We start from the raw sequence: 15,960 nt of genomic DNA on the forward strand, positions 1-15,960 counted from the left end.
GCTCGAACTGGATCATCACGACCTGGTGGCGGCCGCAGGCCTACTTCGACCAGAGCGCGTGGCGCGCGACCTGGGGAGGCGAGGGCGGAGGCGTCCTGGTCAACCAGGCGCCCCACCAGCTCGACCTGTGGCAGTGGCTGTGCGGAGTGCCGGAGTCGGTGGTCGCGAAGGCCGGCTACGGGCGGTGCCGCGACATCGCGGTGGAGGACGAGGTGACGGTGCTCGCCGACTTCGGCGGGGGCACGACCGGCGTGCTGGTCACCACGACGCACGACCCGATCGGCACCGACCGCCTCGAGATCGTCGGCGACCGCGGCCGGATCGTCGTCGACGACTCCCGGGTCGCGACGATCACCCGGCTGAACGCCCCCGAGCGCGAGGTCAGCGCCGCCCTCAGCGCCGAGGACGTGGGCCTCCTGCTCAGCGGTCGCTACGACACCGCGGGCCTCTCCACGACGGAGCGCATCGAGTCGGCGTCGGTCTGGGGCGAGCAGCACACGGCCGTCCTGCAGGACTTCGCGGACAGCATCCTGCACGGCACGCCGCTGCTCGCACCCGGGGCGGAGGGGATCCTCGGGGTCCGGCTCGCCAACGCCATCCACTACTCGAGCTGGACGGGACGCGAGGTACCGCTCGACCTCGACGAGGGCGTGTTCCTGGCGGCGCTCAACGAGCGCATCCGCGACGAGGGGGCGTTCCCGGAGCGGAGCTGACGGGGCGGAGCCGCGCGGAGCCGCGCTGGACGGGACCGGAGCGGTGGGCGGCCGACCGGCGACGGCGGCCTCCCGGAGCGCGGGCTCCCCGATCCGGCCCGACCCGGACGCGAGCGACGGGCCGGGCGGGCTTCTCGGCCCTGTGGCAGCATGGGCGGCGGACGGCGCCCCGTCCGCCGCCGTGCCCCTCGAGAGAAGACCGCGATCGTGCCCAGCGAAGACGCGCCCACCGGCCCCTCCGCCGCGAGACGCCGCGGCCGCTCCGCGACGACGATCTACGACGTCGCCCGACTCGCCGGCGTCGCCCCCTCCACCGTCTCCCGCGGGCTGAGCACGCCCGGACGGCTGAACGCCGCGACCGAGCAGCGGATCCGCGCCGCCGCGAAGGAGCTGGGCTACCGGCTCAACCCGATGGCGCGCGCGCTGCCGACGGGCCGCACCTCGACCCTCGGGCTGCTGGTGGCCGACATCACCAACCCGGCCTTCTTCCCCGCCGTGCGCGGAGCGGAGCGGGCGGCGTCGCTCCGCGGCTTCACGATGATCCTCGCCGAGTCGCAGGAGTCCGGGGAGCGCGAGGCCGAGGCGGCCGACCGCATCGCCGCCTCCACCGACGGGCTCGTCCTCGTCAGCACCCGCCTCAGCGACGAGGAGATCATCGCGCTGGCCGGGCGCATCCCCGTCGTCGTCCTCAACCGCGTGGTCCCCGGCGTCGCGGGGATCGTGCCCGATCTCGCCCCCGGGATCGACGCCGCGCTCGACCACCTCGCGGCCCTCGGCCACCGCTCCCTCGCCTTCATCGCCGGTCCGCCCGACTCGTGGATGAGCGCCGCGCGATGGGAGCTCCTCCTCGACCGCGCTCCGCAGCGGGGCATGACGGTCGTCGAGATCGGGCCGGGCGTCTCGACCCTCGAGGGCGGGAGGAGCGCGCTCGCGAGGGTGACCGCCTCCGGCGTCGGCGCGGTGATCGCCTACAACGACCTGGTCGCCATCGGACTGATGCGCGCGGCTCAGGAGTCGGGCGTCGCGATCCCGGAGCAGCTCAGCATCATCGGCTTCGACGACATCTTCGGGAGCGACTTCACCTCGCCGCCGCTGTCGACCATCAGCGCACCGCTGGGCCGGATGGGCGAGCGGGCGGTCCGCCGGGTGCTCGGCGACGAGGAGCCTCCGGAGCGGGCCGACGACCTGCCGACGGAGTTCGTCCCGCGCGCCTCGACGGGGCCCCGCCGCGACTCCTGACCCCGGTCCGCGCCCGGCGCGCCATCCGGTGCGACACCTCTGGCAATCGGTTGACACTCCTCGGCACCCATACTTGGATGGCCCCGTGCCGACGAAGCTGCTGAACGATCCCGACCGACTCCTGCCGATCGACCCGACGACCCGGGCGATCGCCCGCGATCTCCACGCGAGCGTCGCCGACCTGCCGATCCTCTCCCCGCACGGGCACGTGGATCCGCGCCTCCTGCTCGAGGACCGCCCCTTCGCCGACGCGTCCGAGCTCTTCCTCCGGCACGACCACTACGTCACCCGGCTGCTCCACTCCGCCGGGATCGACCTCGGCGATCTCGGCATCCCCGGAGGCGAGCGCCTCGCCGGCCCGGAGGAGGTGTGGCGCACGTTCTGCGCGCACTGGCGGATCTTCGCGGGAACCGCCTCGGGCTACTGGCTCCAGTCGATCCTCGCCGAGCAGTTCGGCATCACCGAGCAGCCCGACGCCTCCACCGCCGACGCCCTCTTCGCGGCGATCGGGGCCCGGCTGGCGTCCGACGCCTTCCGCCCGCGGGCGCTCTTCGAGCGGTTCGGGATCGAGGTGCTGGCGACGACCGACGATCCACTGGACGACCTGGCCGTCCATCGGGCTCTGGCGGAGGATCCGGCGTTCCCGGGCCGCGTGCTGCCGACCTTCCGCCCCGACGCCTACCTCGATCCCTCCACCCCCGGCTGGCCCGAGCGCGTCGCCGCCCTGGCCGCCGCCACCGGAACGAAGGAGTCCAGCTTCCCCGGATTCCTCGAGGCCCTCCGCGCCCGGCGCCGGTACTTCCTCGACCACGGCGCCGTCTCCGCCGACCACGGAGTGCTGGAGCCGCTGACCGTCGACCTCGACCCCGCCGAGGCGCAGTCCCTCTTCGCCCGCGCCCGCGCCGGCACGATCGACGCCGAGGGCAGCCGCGTCCTCGCCGCGCACCTGCTGCTGCAGTCCGCCCGCATGAGCGTCGACGACGGCCTGGTGATGACCGTCCACGCCGGGGTGCTGCGCAACCACGATCGGCCGACCTTCGAGCGCTTCGGTCCCGACACCGGCCACGACATCCCCGTCGCGACCCGGTTCGCCGAGCCCCTCCGCCCGCTGCTGCAGGAGCTCGGCAACGCACCGGGCTTCCACCTCGTCCTCTTCGGGATCGACGAGAGCACCCACTCGCGCGAGCTCGCTCCCCTCGCCGGCTACTACCCGTCGGTGTTCCTCGGAGCGCCGTGGTGGTTCCTCGACGCGCCCGACGCGGTGCTGCGCTTCCGCGCCGCCGTGACGGAGACCGCCGGCTTCTCGCGGAGCTCCGGCTTCATCGACGACACCCGCGCGTTCCTCTCCATCCCGGCTCGTCACGACATGGCGCGGAGGCTGGACGCCGCGTTCCTCGCGCGCCTGGTCGCCGAGGGACGGATCGACTCCGAGACGGCGAGCGCCGTCATCCTGGACCTCGTCGACGCCCAGCCGCGGAAGGTCTTCAAGCTGTGAGCGGGCACGGCGGAGGAGGCGCGCTCGATCGCGCGTCCGCGGGCCTGCCGGCGGCTCCCGTCCGCATCGTCCACCTCGGCCTCGGCGCCTTCCACCGAGCGCATCAGGCCTGGTACACGCACGCGGTCGACGACGACCACGAGTGGGGCATCGCCGCATTCACCGGCCGGAGCCCCCGCGCGGCCGAGGAGCTCGCCGCGCAGGACGGCCTGTTCACGCTGATCGAGCGCGGACCGGAGGGCGACTCGGCGACGGTCGTGGGCAGCATCGTCGAGGCGGTCGACGGCGCGGACGTCGCGCGTCTCGTCGAGCTCGTCGCGGCTCCAGGGACGGCGATCGTCACGCTGACGATCACGGAAGCCGGTTACCGTCTCGCCGCGGACGGCGGCCCCGACCTGGACGACCCCGCCGTCCGGAGCGACCTCGACGCCCTCCGATCGGGAGGAGCGCCGGCGACCGCACTCGGCCGCCTCCTCCTCGGCCTCGCGGCCCGGCGCGACGCCGGCTCCGGCCCGCTCGCCGTCGTCCCCTGCGACAACCTCTCCGGCAACGGCCCTCTCGTGCGCCGTGGACTGCTCCTGCTCGCCGAGCAGCTCGACCCGTCGCTCGCCGACTGGATCGACCGCACCGTCTCGTTCGTGTCGACCTCCGTCGACCGGATCACCCCGGCGACCACGGCGGCGGACCGGGAGGCGGCGGCCGAGCTCACCGGCATCAGCGACGCCGCGTCCGTCGTGACCGAGCCGTTCCGCGACTGGGTCCTCTGCGGCGGCTTCCCCGCCGGCCGACCCGCCTGGGAGCGCGCCGGAGCCCGCTTCGTGGACGACATCGAGCCCTTCGAGCGGCGCAAGCTGCGACTCCTCAACGGCGCGCACACGCTCCTCGCCGCCACCGGCCGCCGGCGGGGCCTCGCCACCGTCGCAGAGGCGATCGCCGACCCCGCCTGCCGGAGCGCCGTCGAGGCGTTCTGGGCGGAGGCGGCGGCCGGCCTCCCCGCCGGTCTCGACGCGGACGCCTACTGCGCCGCCCTCCTCGGGCGCTTCGGCAACCCCCGGATCGAGCACCGCCTCGAGCAGATCGGCGCCGACGCGACCGCCAAGCTCCGCATCCGGATCGCGCCCGTGCTCCTCGCGGAGCGCGCGGGCGGACACGACGGAGCCGCCTCCCTCCGTGCCGTCGCCGACTGGATCGCACTGCTGCTCCAGGGCGACCGCCTGCCCGACGCGCAGCGCCCCGCCCTCGACCGCGCCCTCGGCTCCGCCCGGCCCCTCGAGGCGCTGCTGCGGCTCGTCGACCCGCGCCTCGCCGACGACCCGGCCCTCGTCGCCGCGGTCGCCGCTCAGGCGGCCTAGACCTCCACCCCGCCTCTCCGTGCGGTGCCTTCCGGCACCGTCGGCAACCGATTGCCACCCTCGCACCGTCTCGATGCGGCGCGGATCCCCGACGGGTCCGCGCCCGGGTAAAGGAGCCCGCATGACCCCCCGCACCACCGCGCCCGGAGCGCCCGCCGCTGAGAAGCTCTCGAAGCTGAGCATCGTGGGCTACGGCGCCGGCGACACGGCGAACAACCTCGCCTTCACCACCGCCACGATGTTCCTGCTCGTCTACTACACCGACGTCGCCGGGATCTCCGCGGCCGCGGCGGGCACGCTGCTGCTCGTCGTGCGGATCTTCGACGCGTTCGCCGACGTCTTCGCCGGCCGGGTCGTGGACCGCACCTACAGCAGGCGCTTCGGCAAGTTCCGGCCCTTCCTGATGTTCGGGTCGGTCCCGCTCCTGCTGCTCTCGGCCGCGACCTTCTCCGTCCCGCAGATCGGCGAGAGCGGAACCCTGCTCTACGCCTACCTGAGCTACGCCGCGCTCGGCCTCGCCTACAGCCTCGTCAACATCCCCTACGGCTCGCTCGCCGGAGCGATGACGCAGGTCGGCACCGAGCGCGCGAAGCTCGCCAGCGCCCGCGCCATCGGCGGCGCGATCGTGGGGGCCGGGCTCGGCACCTTCATGGCCCCGCTGGTCGTCCCCGGCGCCGATCTGCAGTCGCTCTTCTCGATCGTCACGCTGAGCTTCGTCGTCGTCGGCTCCGCGCTCTACCTCTTCACGATCCTGACCGCGAAGGAGCGCGTCCAGCGCGACGTCGCGCACGTCACGTTCCGTCAGAGCATGAGGACCCTCCGCTCCAACCGGCCGCTGCTCTTCCTCTGCCTCAGCTCGTTCCTGTTCCTCACCGGGACGCTCGCGCTCCAGACCGTGCAGCTCTACTACCTGCGCGACGTGCTCGGATCGGTCCAGCTCTACGCCGCGATGTCGCTGATCCAGCTCGCCCTGACCTTCGGCCTGGCCGCCCTCATTCCGACGATCGTGCGGCGGTTCGGCAAGCGCAACGCCTACATGGCCGGAGTCGGGGTCCTGATCAGCGGCGGAACGGTCGTCTTCCTCGCCCCGGGCGACGCGGTGGCGGTCGGCTTCGGCGGACTGGTCCTCGCCTATGTCGGCATCCAGCTCGTCAACATGCTCGTCTGGGCGATCGAGGCGGACACCGTCGAGTACGGGGAGTGGAAGACCGGCATCCGCTCCGAGGGCACGATCTACGCCCTGTTCTCCTTCACCCGCAAGACCGGCCAGGCGGTCGGAGGCGCCCTCGCCGCGTACGCGCTGGCCTGGGGCGGCTACGTGGCCGGGGCCGCGGAGCAGAGCGAGCACGCCGAGTGGGGCATCCGCGCCGCCGCCGGCCTCATCCCGGCCGTCGCGGCCCTGCTCGCGGTGCTGATCATGGCGTTCTACCCGCTGACCGACCGCCGGCACGCGCAGATCGTCGCCGAGATCGCCGAGCGCCGCGAGAGCACGGGTCAGGCCGCGCCCGTGGCGCCCGGCCTCTCGACCGCCGCGTTCTCGATGGACCGCGCTCCCGGCCGGAACCCCTGACCCGATCCCCCACCACGAAAGGCATCCCATGAAGATCGACAAGGCCGAGGTCGTCGTCACCAGTCCCGACCGCAACTTCGTCACCCTCAAGCTCACGACCGACGACGGGCTGACCGGCCTCGGCGACGCGACCCTCAACGGCCGCGAGCTCGCCGTGGTCTCCTATCTCGCCGACCACGTCGTGCCGCTGCTCCTCGGCCGCGACGCCTCGCGCATCGAGGACACCTGGCAGTTCCTCTACCGGTCGTCCTACTGGCGCCGCGGGCCGGTCACGATGGCGGCGATCGCGGCGGTCGACACCGCCCTCTGGGACATCAAGGGCAAGGCCGCGGGCATGCCGCTCTACCAGCTGCTCGGAGGCGCGTCCCGCACCGGCCTGCTCGCCTACGGCCACGCGTCCGGGCGGACGGACGCGGAGCTGTTCGACAGCATCCGCGAGCACCAGGAGCAGGGGTACCGCGCGATCCGCGTGCAGACTGCGGTGCCGGGACTGACCTCGATCTACGGCATCGCCTCCAACGCCGTCCTCGAGGGCAACACCGGCGTGCGCTACGACCACGAACCGGCGCAGCGCGGCGGCCTGCCGACCGAGGAGGACTGGGACACCCGCGCCTACCTGCGCCACGTCCCCCGCGTCTTCGAGGCCGTCCGCAACGAGTTCGGGCCGGGGCTCCCCCTCCTCCACGACGGCCACCACCGGATGACACCGATCCAGGCCGCGGCCCTCGGCAAGTCCCTCGAGCCGTACGACCTCTTCTGGCTCGAGGACTGCACGCCCGCCGAGAACCAGGAGGCCCTCCGCCTCGTCCGGCAGCACACCACCACGCCCCTGGCGATCGGCGAGGTCTTCAACACCGTCTGGGACTACCAGCTCCTGATCCGCGAGCAGCTGATCGACTACATCCGCAGCGCGGTCACGCACACCGGAGGCGTCTCCCACCTCCGGAGGATCCTCGACCACGCCGCGCAGTACCAGATCAAGTCCGGGATGCACGGACCCACCGACGTCTCCCCAGTGGGCATGGCGGCCGCGATGCACCTGGGCCTGGCGATCCACAACTTCGGGATCCAGGAGTACATGAAGCACGGCGAGCGGACCGACAGCGTCTTCCAGCAGTCGTTCACCTGGAGCGAGGGACGGCTGCACCCGGGCGACGCCCCCGGTCTGGGCGTGGAGCTCGACGTCGACGCCGCCGGGAAGTACCCCTACGTGCGCGCGTACCTGCCCTTCAACCGCCTCGCCGACGGCACCGTCCACGACTGGTGACCTGCCCCCCTCCGCCGAGGGGACCCCGGACCGTCGCGGGAGCCACGACCGGCGGGCTCCCTCGACGGTCCGGGGTTCCCCCGCTGAGCAGAGGCCGGTCAGGGCACGAAGCGGTAGCCCATGCCGGCCTCGGTCAGCAGGTGGCGCGGATGCGCGGGGTCGGGCTCGAGCTTCTTGCGCAGCTGGGCGAGGTAGAGGCGCAGGTAGCCGGTGTCGGTGACGTGCGCGGGGCCCCAGATCTCGGCCAGCAGCGAGCGACGGGTGACCAGCTTGCCGGCGTTGCGGATGAGGATCTCGAGCACCTGCCACTCCGTCGGAGTCAGCCGCACGGAGACGCCGTCCCGCGTCGCACTCTTGGCCACCAGGTCCACGGTCACCTCCCCGATCACGACCAGCGGCTCGCCGTCGGCCGGCTGCACCCGCCGCGAGAGGGCTCGGATGCGCGCGAGCACCTCGTCCATCGAGAACGGCTTGGTGACGTAGTCGTCCGCGCCGGCGTCGAGCGCGCCCACCTTGTCGGCCGCGCCCGTCCGCCCCGACACCACCAGGATCGGCGCGCTCGTCCAGCCGCGCAGTCCGTGGATGACCTCGACCCCGTCGAGCCGTGGCATGCCGAGGTCGATCATGTAGAGGTCCGGATGCTCGTCCACCGCGCGGTTGATCGCCTCGGTGCCGTCGCCGGCCGTCACCACGTCGTATCCGCGGGCGGTGAGCGTGATGCGCAGGGCGCGCAGGATCTGCGGGTCGTCGTCGGCGATCAGGATCTTCATGCGGCTCCTCCGGAGTCCTCGTGCGGAGCGGTGCCCGACCCGCCGTCGTGCGGGGCGGCAGGAGCGACGTGAGCCGCAGGAGCAGCGGCAGCAGTCTCCGGCGCCAGCGGCAGCGTCACCACCATCGTCAGCCCGCCCCCCGGAGTGTCCTCCGTCTCGAGCGTGCCGCCCATCCCCTCCGTGAACCCCTTCGAGAGCGCGAGGCCGAGGCCCAGGCCCGTGAGGTTGTCGTCGTCGCCGAGCCGCTGGAACGGCACGAAGATCTCGGCGCGGCGCTCCTCGGGCACCCCGGGGCCGTGGTCGACGATCCGCAGCTGCGCGCTCCCGCCGAAGGCGCTGGCGGCCACGCGCACCCGGGTCCCGGGCGGCGCGTAGCGGACGGCGTTCGCGAGCAGGTTGACCACGACGCGCTGCAGCAGAACCGCGTCGGCGAGCAGCGCCGGGCCCTCCGGATCGAGGTCGAGGTCGACCTCGCCGGGACCGAGCCCGAGCTCGTCGAGCGCGGGGAGCACCACGTCGGCGGCGTCGAGCGGAGCGAGCGCCACGGCGAGCGCCCCCGCCTCCAGCCGCGTCACGTCGAGCAGGTCGGTGACCAGCGCAGCGAGCACGGTGAGGCTCTCGTCGGCGGTGGCGAGCAGCTCCTCCCGGTCGCGCTCGCTCCAGACCACCTCGGGCGAGCGCAGTCCGCTGACGGCCGCGGTGGCCGCGGCGAGGGGCCGGCGCAGGTCGTGGCTGACGGCCGAGAGCAGGGCGCTGCGCACCCGGTCGGTCTCGGCCAGCGGAGCGAGGGAGCTGGCCGTCTCGCTGAGAGCCGCGTTCTCGAGCACCGAGTCCAGCTGGGCGGCGACGACCTGGAGCAGCCGCCGCTCGCTCCCCTCCAGCTCGCGGCCGTGCAGCTCGAGCACCGCGCCCTCGCCCACCGCGATGCGCGCGGGATCGCCCTCCGGCTGCGGCTCGCCGTCGGCCGCGACGAGCTCGCCGCCGCGCAGCAGCCGCACGCCGGTCAGCCCGAACGCCTCGCGCGAGCGCTCGAGGATCGCCTGCAGCGCCCCCTGCCCGCGGATCACGCCGCCCGCGATCGTCGCCAGCAGCTCCGACTCCGCCCCCGACCGCTTGGCGGCCCGCGCCCGCCGGGCCGCGCGGTCGACCACGGCGCTGACGAGCGCCGCGTTCAGCACGTAGAGCACCAGCGCCAGCGCGTGCAGAGGCTCGTCGACGGTGATCGTGTAGAGCGGATCGACGAAGAAGAAGTCGAGGGTCAGCCCCGAGAGCACGGCCGCGAAGAGGGCCGGCCAGAGCCCGCCGACCAGCGCGACCACCACCACCAGCAGCTGGTACGAGAGCACGTCGCTCGTGATCGACTCGTCGCTGCGGAGGCTCGAGAGCAGCCAGGTCACCAGCGGGCCGCCCACGAGGGCGAGGGCCAGTCCCAGGAGGCGGCGCCGCAGCGTCAGGGCCCCGTCGAGCCTCGGCAGCACCGCGGTGCGCCCGGCGGCGGAGTGGCTGACGATGTGCACGTCGATGTTGCCGGACTCGCGGATCACCGTCGACGCCGTGCCGGGCGTCAGCGCCGAGGCGAGACGGCTCCGCCTGCTCACGCCGATCACCAGCTGCGTCGCGTTGACCGAGCGGGCGAACTCGACCAGCGTGCGCGGCACGTCCTCGCCGACCACCTGGTGGTAGCTGCCGCCGAGCTTCTCGACCAGCACCCGCTGCGCCTCGAGCACGTGCGGGCGTGGGGTGCGGAGGCCGTCGGGGGTCACCACGTGCACGGCGAGCAGGTCGCCCCCGGAGGCGCGGGCCGCGATCCGCGCGCCGCGCCGCAGCAGGGTCTCCCCCTCCGGGCCGCCGGTGAGGGTCACGACCACGCGCTCGCGCGCCTCCCAGGTGCTGTCGATGCCGTGCTCGACGCGGTAGTCGCGGAGCGCGCTGTCGACCTCGTCGGCGAGCCAGAGCAGCGCGAGCTCGCGCAGGGCGGTCAGGTTGCCGAGCCGGAAGTAGTTGGAGAGCGCCGCGTCGATGCGCTCGGGCGGGTAGACGCGGCCGTCGGCGAGGCGGTCGCGCAGCGCCTGGGGCGCCAGGTCGACGACCTCGATCTGGTCGGCGGCGCGGAGGACCGCGTCCGGGATCGTCTCGCGCTGCGGCGCTCCGGTGATCGCGTGCACCACGTCGTTGAGCGACTCGATGTGCTGGATGTTCACGGTCGAGAAGACGGTGATGCCGGCGTCGAGGAGCGTCCGCACGTCCTCCCAGCGCTTCTCGTGCCGGGAGCCGGGGGCGTTGGTGTGCGCGAGCTCGTCGACCAGCGCGACGTCGGGCCGGCGGGCGAGCACCGCGTCGAGGTCCATCTCGTCGAGCAGCACGCCGCGATGCTCGACGGCCTTCCTCGGCACGACCTCCAGCCCCTCGACCATCGCGGCGGTGGCGGAGCGGCCGTGCGTCTCGACCACGGCCACCACGACGTCGCGGCCCTCGGCGGCGAGCCGACGGCCCTCCTCGAGCATCGTGTAGGTCTTGCCCACTCCGGGCGCGGCTCCGAGGAGCACGCGCAGGCGGCCCTTCGTCATGCTCCCGGCCTCCCCTCGTGCTCGCGGCGCCGGGGCGCCCCGGGCTCGCGGGACCGGCGTCGATCCGCTCGATCGGACGGTCCCGACGAGCCGATCGCGATTCTACGAGCCGGAGGCGCCACCGGAGCGGTCACAGCCGCGCGAGAGCGGCGTTGAGCTCGAGCACGTCCACCGTCGGCTCGCCGAGGTACCCGAGCTCGCGGCCCGCGGTGTGCTCCTCGACCAGCGCGCGCACGGCGCTCACGTCGAGCCCGCGGGCGGCGGCGACGCGGGGCGCCTGCAGCTGCGCATAGGCGGGGCTGATCGCGGGGTCGAGCCCCGAGGCGGAGGCGGTCAGCGCATCGGCCGGAACCGCGGCCGGGTCGACGCCCTCGAAGGCCGCGATCGCGGCCCGGCGCTCCTCGACGGACGCGACCAGGTCGGCGTTCTCGGGGCCGAGGTTGCTGCCGGTCGAGGCCGCGGCGTCGTAGCCCGCGGCGGAGGGACGCGACTGGAACCACTCCGGCAGGGGCGCTCCGTCGGCGTCCGTGAACGACTGGCCGATCAGCGACGAGCCGATCACCGCGCCGTCCTGGCGCAGCAGCGAGCCGTTCGCCTGGGCGGGCAGGGCGAGCTGCCCGATCCCGAGCACCGCGAGCGGGTACGCCGCTCCCAGCAGCACGGTGAGCACGATCATCGCGCGCAGCGCGACACCGTAGGGACGGAACATGGTCTCTTCTCTCTGTCTTCGGTGGTCGGGACGGGCGGGTCAGAAGCCGGGGATCGCAGCGACGATCAGGTCGACGAGCTTGATCCCGAGGAACGGAGCGATCACTCCGCCCAGCCCGTAGACCAGGAGGTTGCGGCTGAGGATGCGCGAGGCGGCGACCGGGCGGTACGCCACTCCCCGCAGCGCGAGCGGGATCAGCACGACGATCACCAGCGCGTTGAACACGATCGCCGAGAGGATCGCCGAGGCCGGCGAGTGCAGCTGCATCACGTTCAGCACCGCGAGCCCGGGGAAGACCCCCGCGAACATCGCCGGGATGATCGCGAAGTACTTCGCCACGTCGTTCGCGATCGAGAACGTGGTGAGCGCGCCGCGGGTGATCAGCAGCTGCTTGCCGATCCGCACGATGTCGATGAGCTTGGTGGGGTCGGAGTCGAGGTCGACCATGTTGCCCGCCTCCTTCGCCGCCGAGGTGCCGGTGTTCATCGCCACGCCCACGTCGGCCTGCGCGAGGGCCGGGGCGTCGTTGGTGCCGTCGCCGGTCATCGCGACCAGCGCGCCGCCCTCCTGCTCGCGCCGGATCAGGGCGAGCTTGTCCTCGGGGGTCGCCTCGGCGAGGTAGTCGTCGACTCCCGCCTCCGCCGCGATCGCCTTCGCGGTGAGCGGGTTGTCGCCCGTGATCATCACGGTGCGGATGCCCATCGCGCGCAGCTCCGAGAAGCGCTCGGCGAGCCCGTCCTTCACCACGTCCTTCAGGTGCACGACGCCGAGCAGGCGGGCGCCGTGGGCGTCCTTCACCGCGACGACCAGGGGCGTGCCGCCGCTCTCCGAGACGCCGTCGACGAGCACCGTGAGGCGCGCCGCGACCGCGGACGGCAGCGGCCCCTCCTCCTCCACCCAGGCGCGCACGGCCGAGCCGGCGCCCTTGCGGATGGAGGAGCCGTCTGGGAGGTCGAGCCCGCTCATCCGGGTCTGCGCGGTGAACGGCACCACGGCGGCCTGAGCGGGCTCGACGGCGGGGCGGCCCGAGTCTCCCGCGAGGTCGACGATCGATTTCCCCTCGGGCGTCGGGTCGCTGAGCGAGGAGGAGGCGGCCGCGTCGACGAGGGCGGCCTGCGCCACTCCGTCGAGGGGGAGGAACGCCACAGCGCGGCGGTTGCCATAGGTGATGGTCCCCGTCTTGTCGAGCAGGAGCGTCGTGACGTCGCCCGCCGCCTCCACCGCCCGGCCGGACATCGCGAGCACGTTGCGCTGCACGAGCCGGTCCATGCCGGCGATGCCGATGGCCGAGAGGAGGGCGCCGATGGTGGTCGGGATGAGGCAGACGAGCAGGGCGACCAGCACCGGGACGCTCACGGAGGCTCCCGCGAACGAGGCGATCGGGTTCAGGGTCAGCACGACCACGACGAACACGATCGAGAGGCTCGCCAGGAGGATGTCGAGCGCGATCTCGTTCGGCGTCTTCTGCCGCGACGCGCCCTCGACCAGGCCGATCATCCGGTCGACGAAGGTCTCGCCCGGCCGGGAGGTGATGCGCACCACGATCCGGTCCGAGAGCACTCGCGTGCCGCCCGTCACCGCGCTGCGGTCGCCTCCGCTCTCGCGGACGACCGGGGCCGATTCGCCCGTGATCGCCGACTCGTCGATGGAGGCGATGCCCCAGACGATGTCGCCGTCGCCGGGGACGAGGTCGCCCGCCTCCGCCACGACCACGTCGCCCAGCTGCAGCTCGGCCGAGGAGACCTCGACCAGGCGGGCCGACAGGGCGGAGGGGTCCGCAGGGTCGTAGTCGGCCACGCGCCGGGCCGGAGTGCTGGTCCGGGTGGCGCGCAGGCTCTCGGCCTGCGCCTTGCCGCGGCCCTCGGCCACCGACTCCGCGAGGTTCGCGAACACCACGGTGAGCCAGAGCCAGATCGCGATGCCGCCCGTGAAGGTGCCGGGCACCGTCGATCCGCCCGACTCCTCCGGCCCCCCGAGGAACGGCTCGGCGATCGCCAGCACCGTGGTCAGCACGGCGCCGACCTCGACGATGAACATCACGGGGTTGCGCCACATCAGGCGCGGATCGAGCTTGCGCAGCGCTCCGGGGAGGGCGGCGGCGAGCTGGCGCGGCCCGAGGGCGGCGCGGGTGGGGCGCGCGGGTTCCGCGGGGGCCTCGGTGAGTGCAGTGGTCATCGGAGTCGCAGTCCTTCCGCCAGGGGGCCCAGCGCGAGTACGGGGAAGTAGGTGAGCGCGGTCACGACGACCGTGACGCCCACGAGGAGGCCGACGAACTGCGGCCGATGGGTGGGCAGCGTGCCGGCGCTGGAGGGCACCGGCGACTGCGCCGCGAGCGAGCCGGCCAGGGCGAGCACCAGCAGGATCGGGAGGAAGCGGCCGAGGAGCATCGCGACGCCGAGCGCCGTGTTGAGCCAGGGCGTGTTCGCCGTCAGCCCCGCGAACGCCGAGCCGTTGTTGTTGGACGCGGAGGTGAAGGCGTAGAGCACCTCCGAGAGCCCGTGCAGCCCGGGGTTCAGGATCGACGTGCTCTCCACGTCCTCCCGCACCGCCGGGATCGCGAAGCTCAGGGCCGTGCCGGCCAGCACGAGCGTCGGCGTCACGAGGATGTAGAGGCTCGCGAGCTTGATCTCGCGCGGGCCGAGCTTCTTTCCCAGGTACTCGGGCGTCCGGCCGACCAGCAGCCCGCCGACGAACACGGCCAGCACCGCGAGCACGAGCATCCCGTAGAGGCCCGAGCCGACGCCGCCGGGGGCGACCTCGCCGAGCATCATGTTGAGCATCGGCAGCATGCCGCCGAGCGCGGTGAAGGAGTCGTGCATCGCGTTGACGGCGCCGGTCGAGGTGAGCGTCGAGGCGGTCGCGTAGAGGGCGGAGCCGGCGATGCCGAAGCGCGTCTCCTTGCCCTCCATCGCGGCTCCGGCGGCCTGCGCCGCGGATCCGCCGCCCGCCGCCTCCAGCGCGGTGAGGGCCGCGAGCGACACGACGAAGATCGTCGCCATCGCCGCGAGGATCGCGCGCCCCTGCCGCACGTCGCCGACCATCCGGCCGAAGGTGCGCGGCAGCGAGAACGGGATCGCGAGGATCAGCACGATCTGCAGCAGCGACACCCACGCCGAGGGGTTCTCGAACGGGTGCGCGGAGTTGGCGTTGAAGTAGCCGCCGCCGTTGGTGCCGAGCAGCTTGATCGCCTCCTGCGAGGCCACCGCGCCGCCCGGGATGCTCTGCTCGCCGCCGGTGAGCGTGGTCACCGTCAGCGGGCCGTTCAGGTTCTGGATCACGCCGCCCGCGATCATCACGACCGCCGCCACCACCGCGAGGGGCAGCAGGAGGCGCAGCGTGCCGCGCACGAGGTCGACCCAGAAGTTGCCGAGCGTTCCGGAGGAGCGGCGCGCGAATCCGCGGATCAGCGCCACCGCCACGGCCAGGCCCACGGCCGCCGAGACGAAGTTCTGCACGGCGAGGCCGCCGAGCTGCACCGCGAAGCCGAGGGTCGCCTCCGGGGAGTAGGACTGCCAGTTGGTGTTGGTGACGAACGAGACGGCGGTGTTGAACGCCAGCCCCTCCGGCACCGCGGGCAGGCCGAGGGAGCCGGGCAGGACCGCCTGGAGGCGCTGCATCCCGTAGAGCAGGAGCACGCCGACGAGAGAGAAGGCCAGCACGGCCCGGAGGTAGGCGCGCCAGCTCTGCTCGCCCGCGGAGTCGACGCCGATGAGGCGGTAGACGCCGCGCTCGAGGGCGAGGTCGCGCGTCGAGGTGTAGACGCGGAACATGTGGTCGCCGAGGGGGCGGTGGAGGAGGGCGACGGCCAGGCCGACGGTCGCGACCTGGAGGACGGCGAGGAGCGGATCCATCAGAAGCGCTCCGGTCGGATCAGGGCCGCGACGAGGTAGACGACGGCGGCGAGCGCCAGCACGGCCGCGAGGGCGTCGAAGACGATCACCGGCCCGCCTCCTTCTCGCGGGTCCCGCGGGTCGCCGAGGGGGGCGGTCCGCCCAGCCGCTCGACCCCCTTCGCGGCGAGAGCGATGAGCGAGAAGAGGGCGAGCACGCCGAGGAGGTAGGCGAGGTCGAGCACGGAGGACTCCATCCGGGGAGCGGACGACGCCCGGGACCGGACGCCTGCCGGGAAGCGGCACAGGAAGCGATGCAACACCTCGCGGGGGCCCCTCGGAGCGGTCCTCACGGTTCCCCTACGGCCCGGCCCGGAGTCCTCGCGTTTCCCTCACGCGGACGGCGGCGGGCGCCCGGCGGAGGAGCGCGAGCCGGGCGGGAGCCGAGC

Annotated in this window: 13 protein-coding genes; 6 read left to right on the forward strand and 7 right to left on the reverse strand. The window is 73.5% G+C overall.

All coding sequences use genetic code 11. The annotated features are described in order from the left end of the window. From C5C82_RS13370 to manD, 6 genes are all read left to right on the forward strand, one after another. Window positions 1–713: Gfo/Idh/MocA family oxidoreductase (locus tag C5C82_RS13370; RefSeq protein WP_258066121.1), on the forward strand; the 713-nt coding region annotated here is incomplete at its 5' end. A gap of 207 nt (window positions 714–920) precedes the next feature. Beyond that, a complete protein-coding gene (locus C5C82_RS13375; protein ID WP_159940282.1) occupies window positions 921–1,952 on the forward strand; it encodes a LacI family DNA-binding transcriptional regulator in 1,032 nt (343 codons plus the stop codon). Between the two features lie 85 nt (window positions 1,953–2,037). Further along, on the forward strand, window positions 2,038–3,447 hold the full coding sequence (gene uxaC / locus C5C82_RS13380) for a glucuronate isomerase (protein ID WP_104250264.1): 1,410 nt from the start codon (window positions 2,038–2,040) through the stop codon (window positions 3,445–3,447). Then, entirely contained in the window at window positions 3,444–4,799 is a 1,356-nt protein-coding gene (locus tag C5C82_RS13385; RefSeq protein ID WP_181134448.1) for a mannitol dehydrogenase family protein, read from the forward strand. The genes uxaC and C5C82_RS13385 overlap by 4 nt, the downstream gene beginning before the upstream one ends. Window positions 4,800–4,920: 121 nt before the next feature. Further along, window positions 4,921–6,369 carry a glucuronide transporter gene (gene uidB / locus C5C82_RS13390; protein ID WP_104355217.1) on the forward strand — a complete coding sequence of 483 codons (1,449 nt, stop codon included), beginning with the start codon at window positions 4,921–4,923 and terminating at the stop codon, window positions 6,367–6,369. Window positions 6,370–6,397: 28 nt separating this feature from the next. Beyond that, window positions 6,398–7,636, forward strand: coding sequence for a D-mannonate dehydratase ManD (manD, locus tag C5C82_RS13395; protein WP_104323855.1), 1,239 nt, complete (start codon window positions 6,398–6,400; stop codon window positions 7,634–7,636). 98 nt (window positions 7,637–7,734) lie between these two features. Here manD and C5C82_RS13400 read toward each other — a convergent pair whose 3' ends face one another. The 7 genes from C5C82_RS13400 to C5C82_RS17650 form a co-directional block, all read right to left on the reverse strand. Beyond that, window positions 7,735–8,406, reverse strand: a complete 672-nt coding sequence (locus C5C82_RS13400) for a response regulator (RefSeq protein ID WP_104222647.1) — start codon at window positions 8,404–8,406, stop codon at window positions 7,735–7,737. Beyond that, window positions 8,403–10,973, reverse strand: a complete 2,571-nt coding sequence (locus tag C5C82_RS13405; RefSeq protein WP_104355218.1) for an ATP-binding protein — start codon at window positions 10,971–10,973, stop codon at window positions 8,403–8,405. The genes C5C82_RS13400 and C5C82_RS13405 overlap by 4 nt, the downstream gene beginning before the upstream one ends. A gap of 130 nt (window positions 10,974–11,103) precedes the next feature. After that, window positions 11,104–11,682, reverse strand: a complete 579-nt coding sequence (gene kdpC, locus C5C82_RS13410) for a K(+)-transporting ATPase subunit C (protein WP_104225770.1) — start codon at window positions 11,680–11,682, stop codon at window positions 11,104–11,106. Between the two features lie 39 nt (window positions 11,683–11,721). Beyond that, window positions 11,722–13,857, reverse strand: coding sequence for a potassium-transporting ATPase subunit KdpB (gene kdpB / locus C5C82_RS13415; protein WP_104355219.1), 2,136 nt, complete (start codon window positions 13,855–13,857; stop codon window positions 11,722–11,724). Next, the gene (gene kdpA / locus C5C82_RS13420) at window positions 13,854–15,533 is read right to left on the reverse strand and encodes a potassium-transporting ATPase subunit KdpA (protein WP_104222651.1); all 1,680 of its coding nucleotides are present in this window, start codon (window positions 15,531–15,533) and stop codon (window positions 13,854–13,856) included. Before kdpA ends, kdpB begins: the two co-directional genes overlap by 4 nt. Further along, window positions 15,533–15,622, reverse strand: a complete 90-nt coding sequence (kdpF, locus tag C5C82_RS13425) for a K(+)-transporting ATPase subunit F (protein ID WP_068209492.1) — start codon at window positions 15,620–15,622, stop codon at window positions 15,533–15,535. The genes kdpA and kdpF overlap by 1 nt, the downstream gene beginning before the upstream one ends. Continuing rightward, window positions 15,619–15,768 (reverse strand): hypothetical protein, encoded by a 150-nt coding sequence (locus C5C82_RS17650; protein WP_167299012.1) that lies wholly within the window; start codon window positions 15,766–15,768, stop codon window positions 15,619–15,621. Before C5C82_RS17650 ends, kdpF begins: the two co-directional genes overlap by 4 nt. Window positions 15,769–15,960: the final 192 nt, after the last annotated feature.

The sequence above is a fragment of the Rathayibacter sp. AY1D5 genome, from assembly GCF_002932515.1.
Classification (GTDB): Bacteria; Actinomycetota; Actinomycetes; order Actinomycetales; family Microbacteriaceae; genus Rathayibacter.

Bases quoted from the DNA above. Each gene is read 5' to 3' on its own strand.
- kdpA (WP_104222651.1), bottom strand. From the start codon at position 15,533: ATGGATCCGCTCCTCGCCGTCCTCCAGGTCGCGACCGTCGGCCTGGCC.
- C5C82_RS13405 (WP_104355218.1), bottom strand. From the start codon at position 10,973: ATGACGAAGGGCCGCCTGCGCGTGCTCCTCGGAGCCGCGCCCGGAGTG.
- C5C82_RS13400 (WP_104222647.1), bottom strand. From the start codon at position 8,406: ATGAAGATCCTGATCGCCGACGACGACCCGCAGATCCTGCGCGCCCTG.
- uidB (WP_104355217.1), top strand. From the start codon at position 4,921: ATGACCCCCCGCACCACCGCGCCCGGAGCGCCCGCCGCTGAGAAGCTC.
- kdpB (WP_104355219.1), bottom strand. From the start codon at position 13,857: ATGACCACTGCACTCACCGAGGCCCCCGCGGAACCCGCGCGCCCCACC.
- kdpC (WP_104225770.1), bottom strand. From the start codon at position 11,682: ATGTTCCGTCCCTACGGTGTCGCGCTGCGCGCGATGATCGTGCTCACC.
- manD (WP_104323855.1), top strand. From the start codon at position 6,398: ATGAAGATCGACAAGGCCGAGGTCGTCGTCACCAGTCCCGACCGCAAC.
- C5C82_RS17650 (WP_167299012.1), bottom strand. From the start codon at position 15,768: ATGGAGTCCTCCGTGCTCGACCTCGCCTACCTCCTCGGCGTGCTCGCC.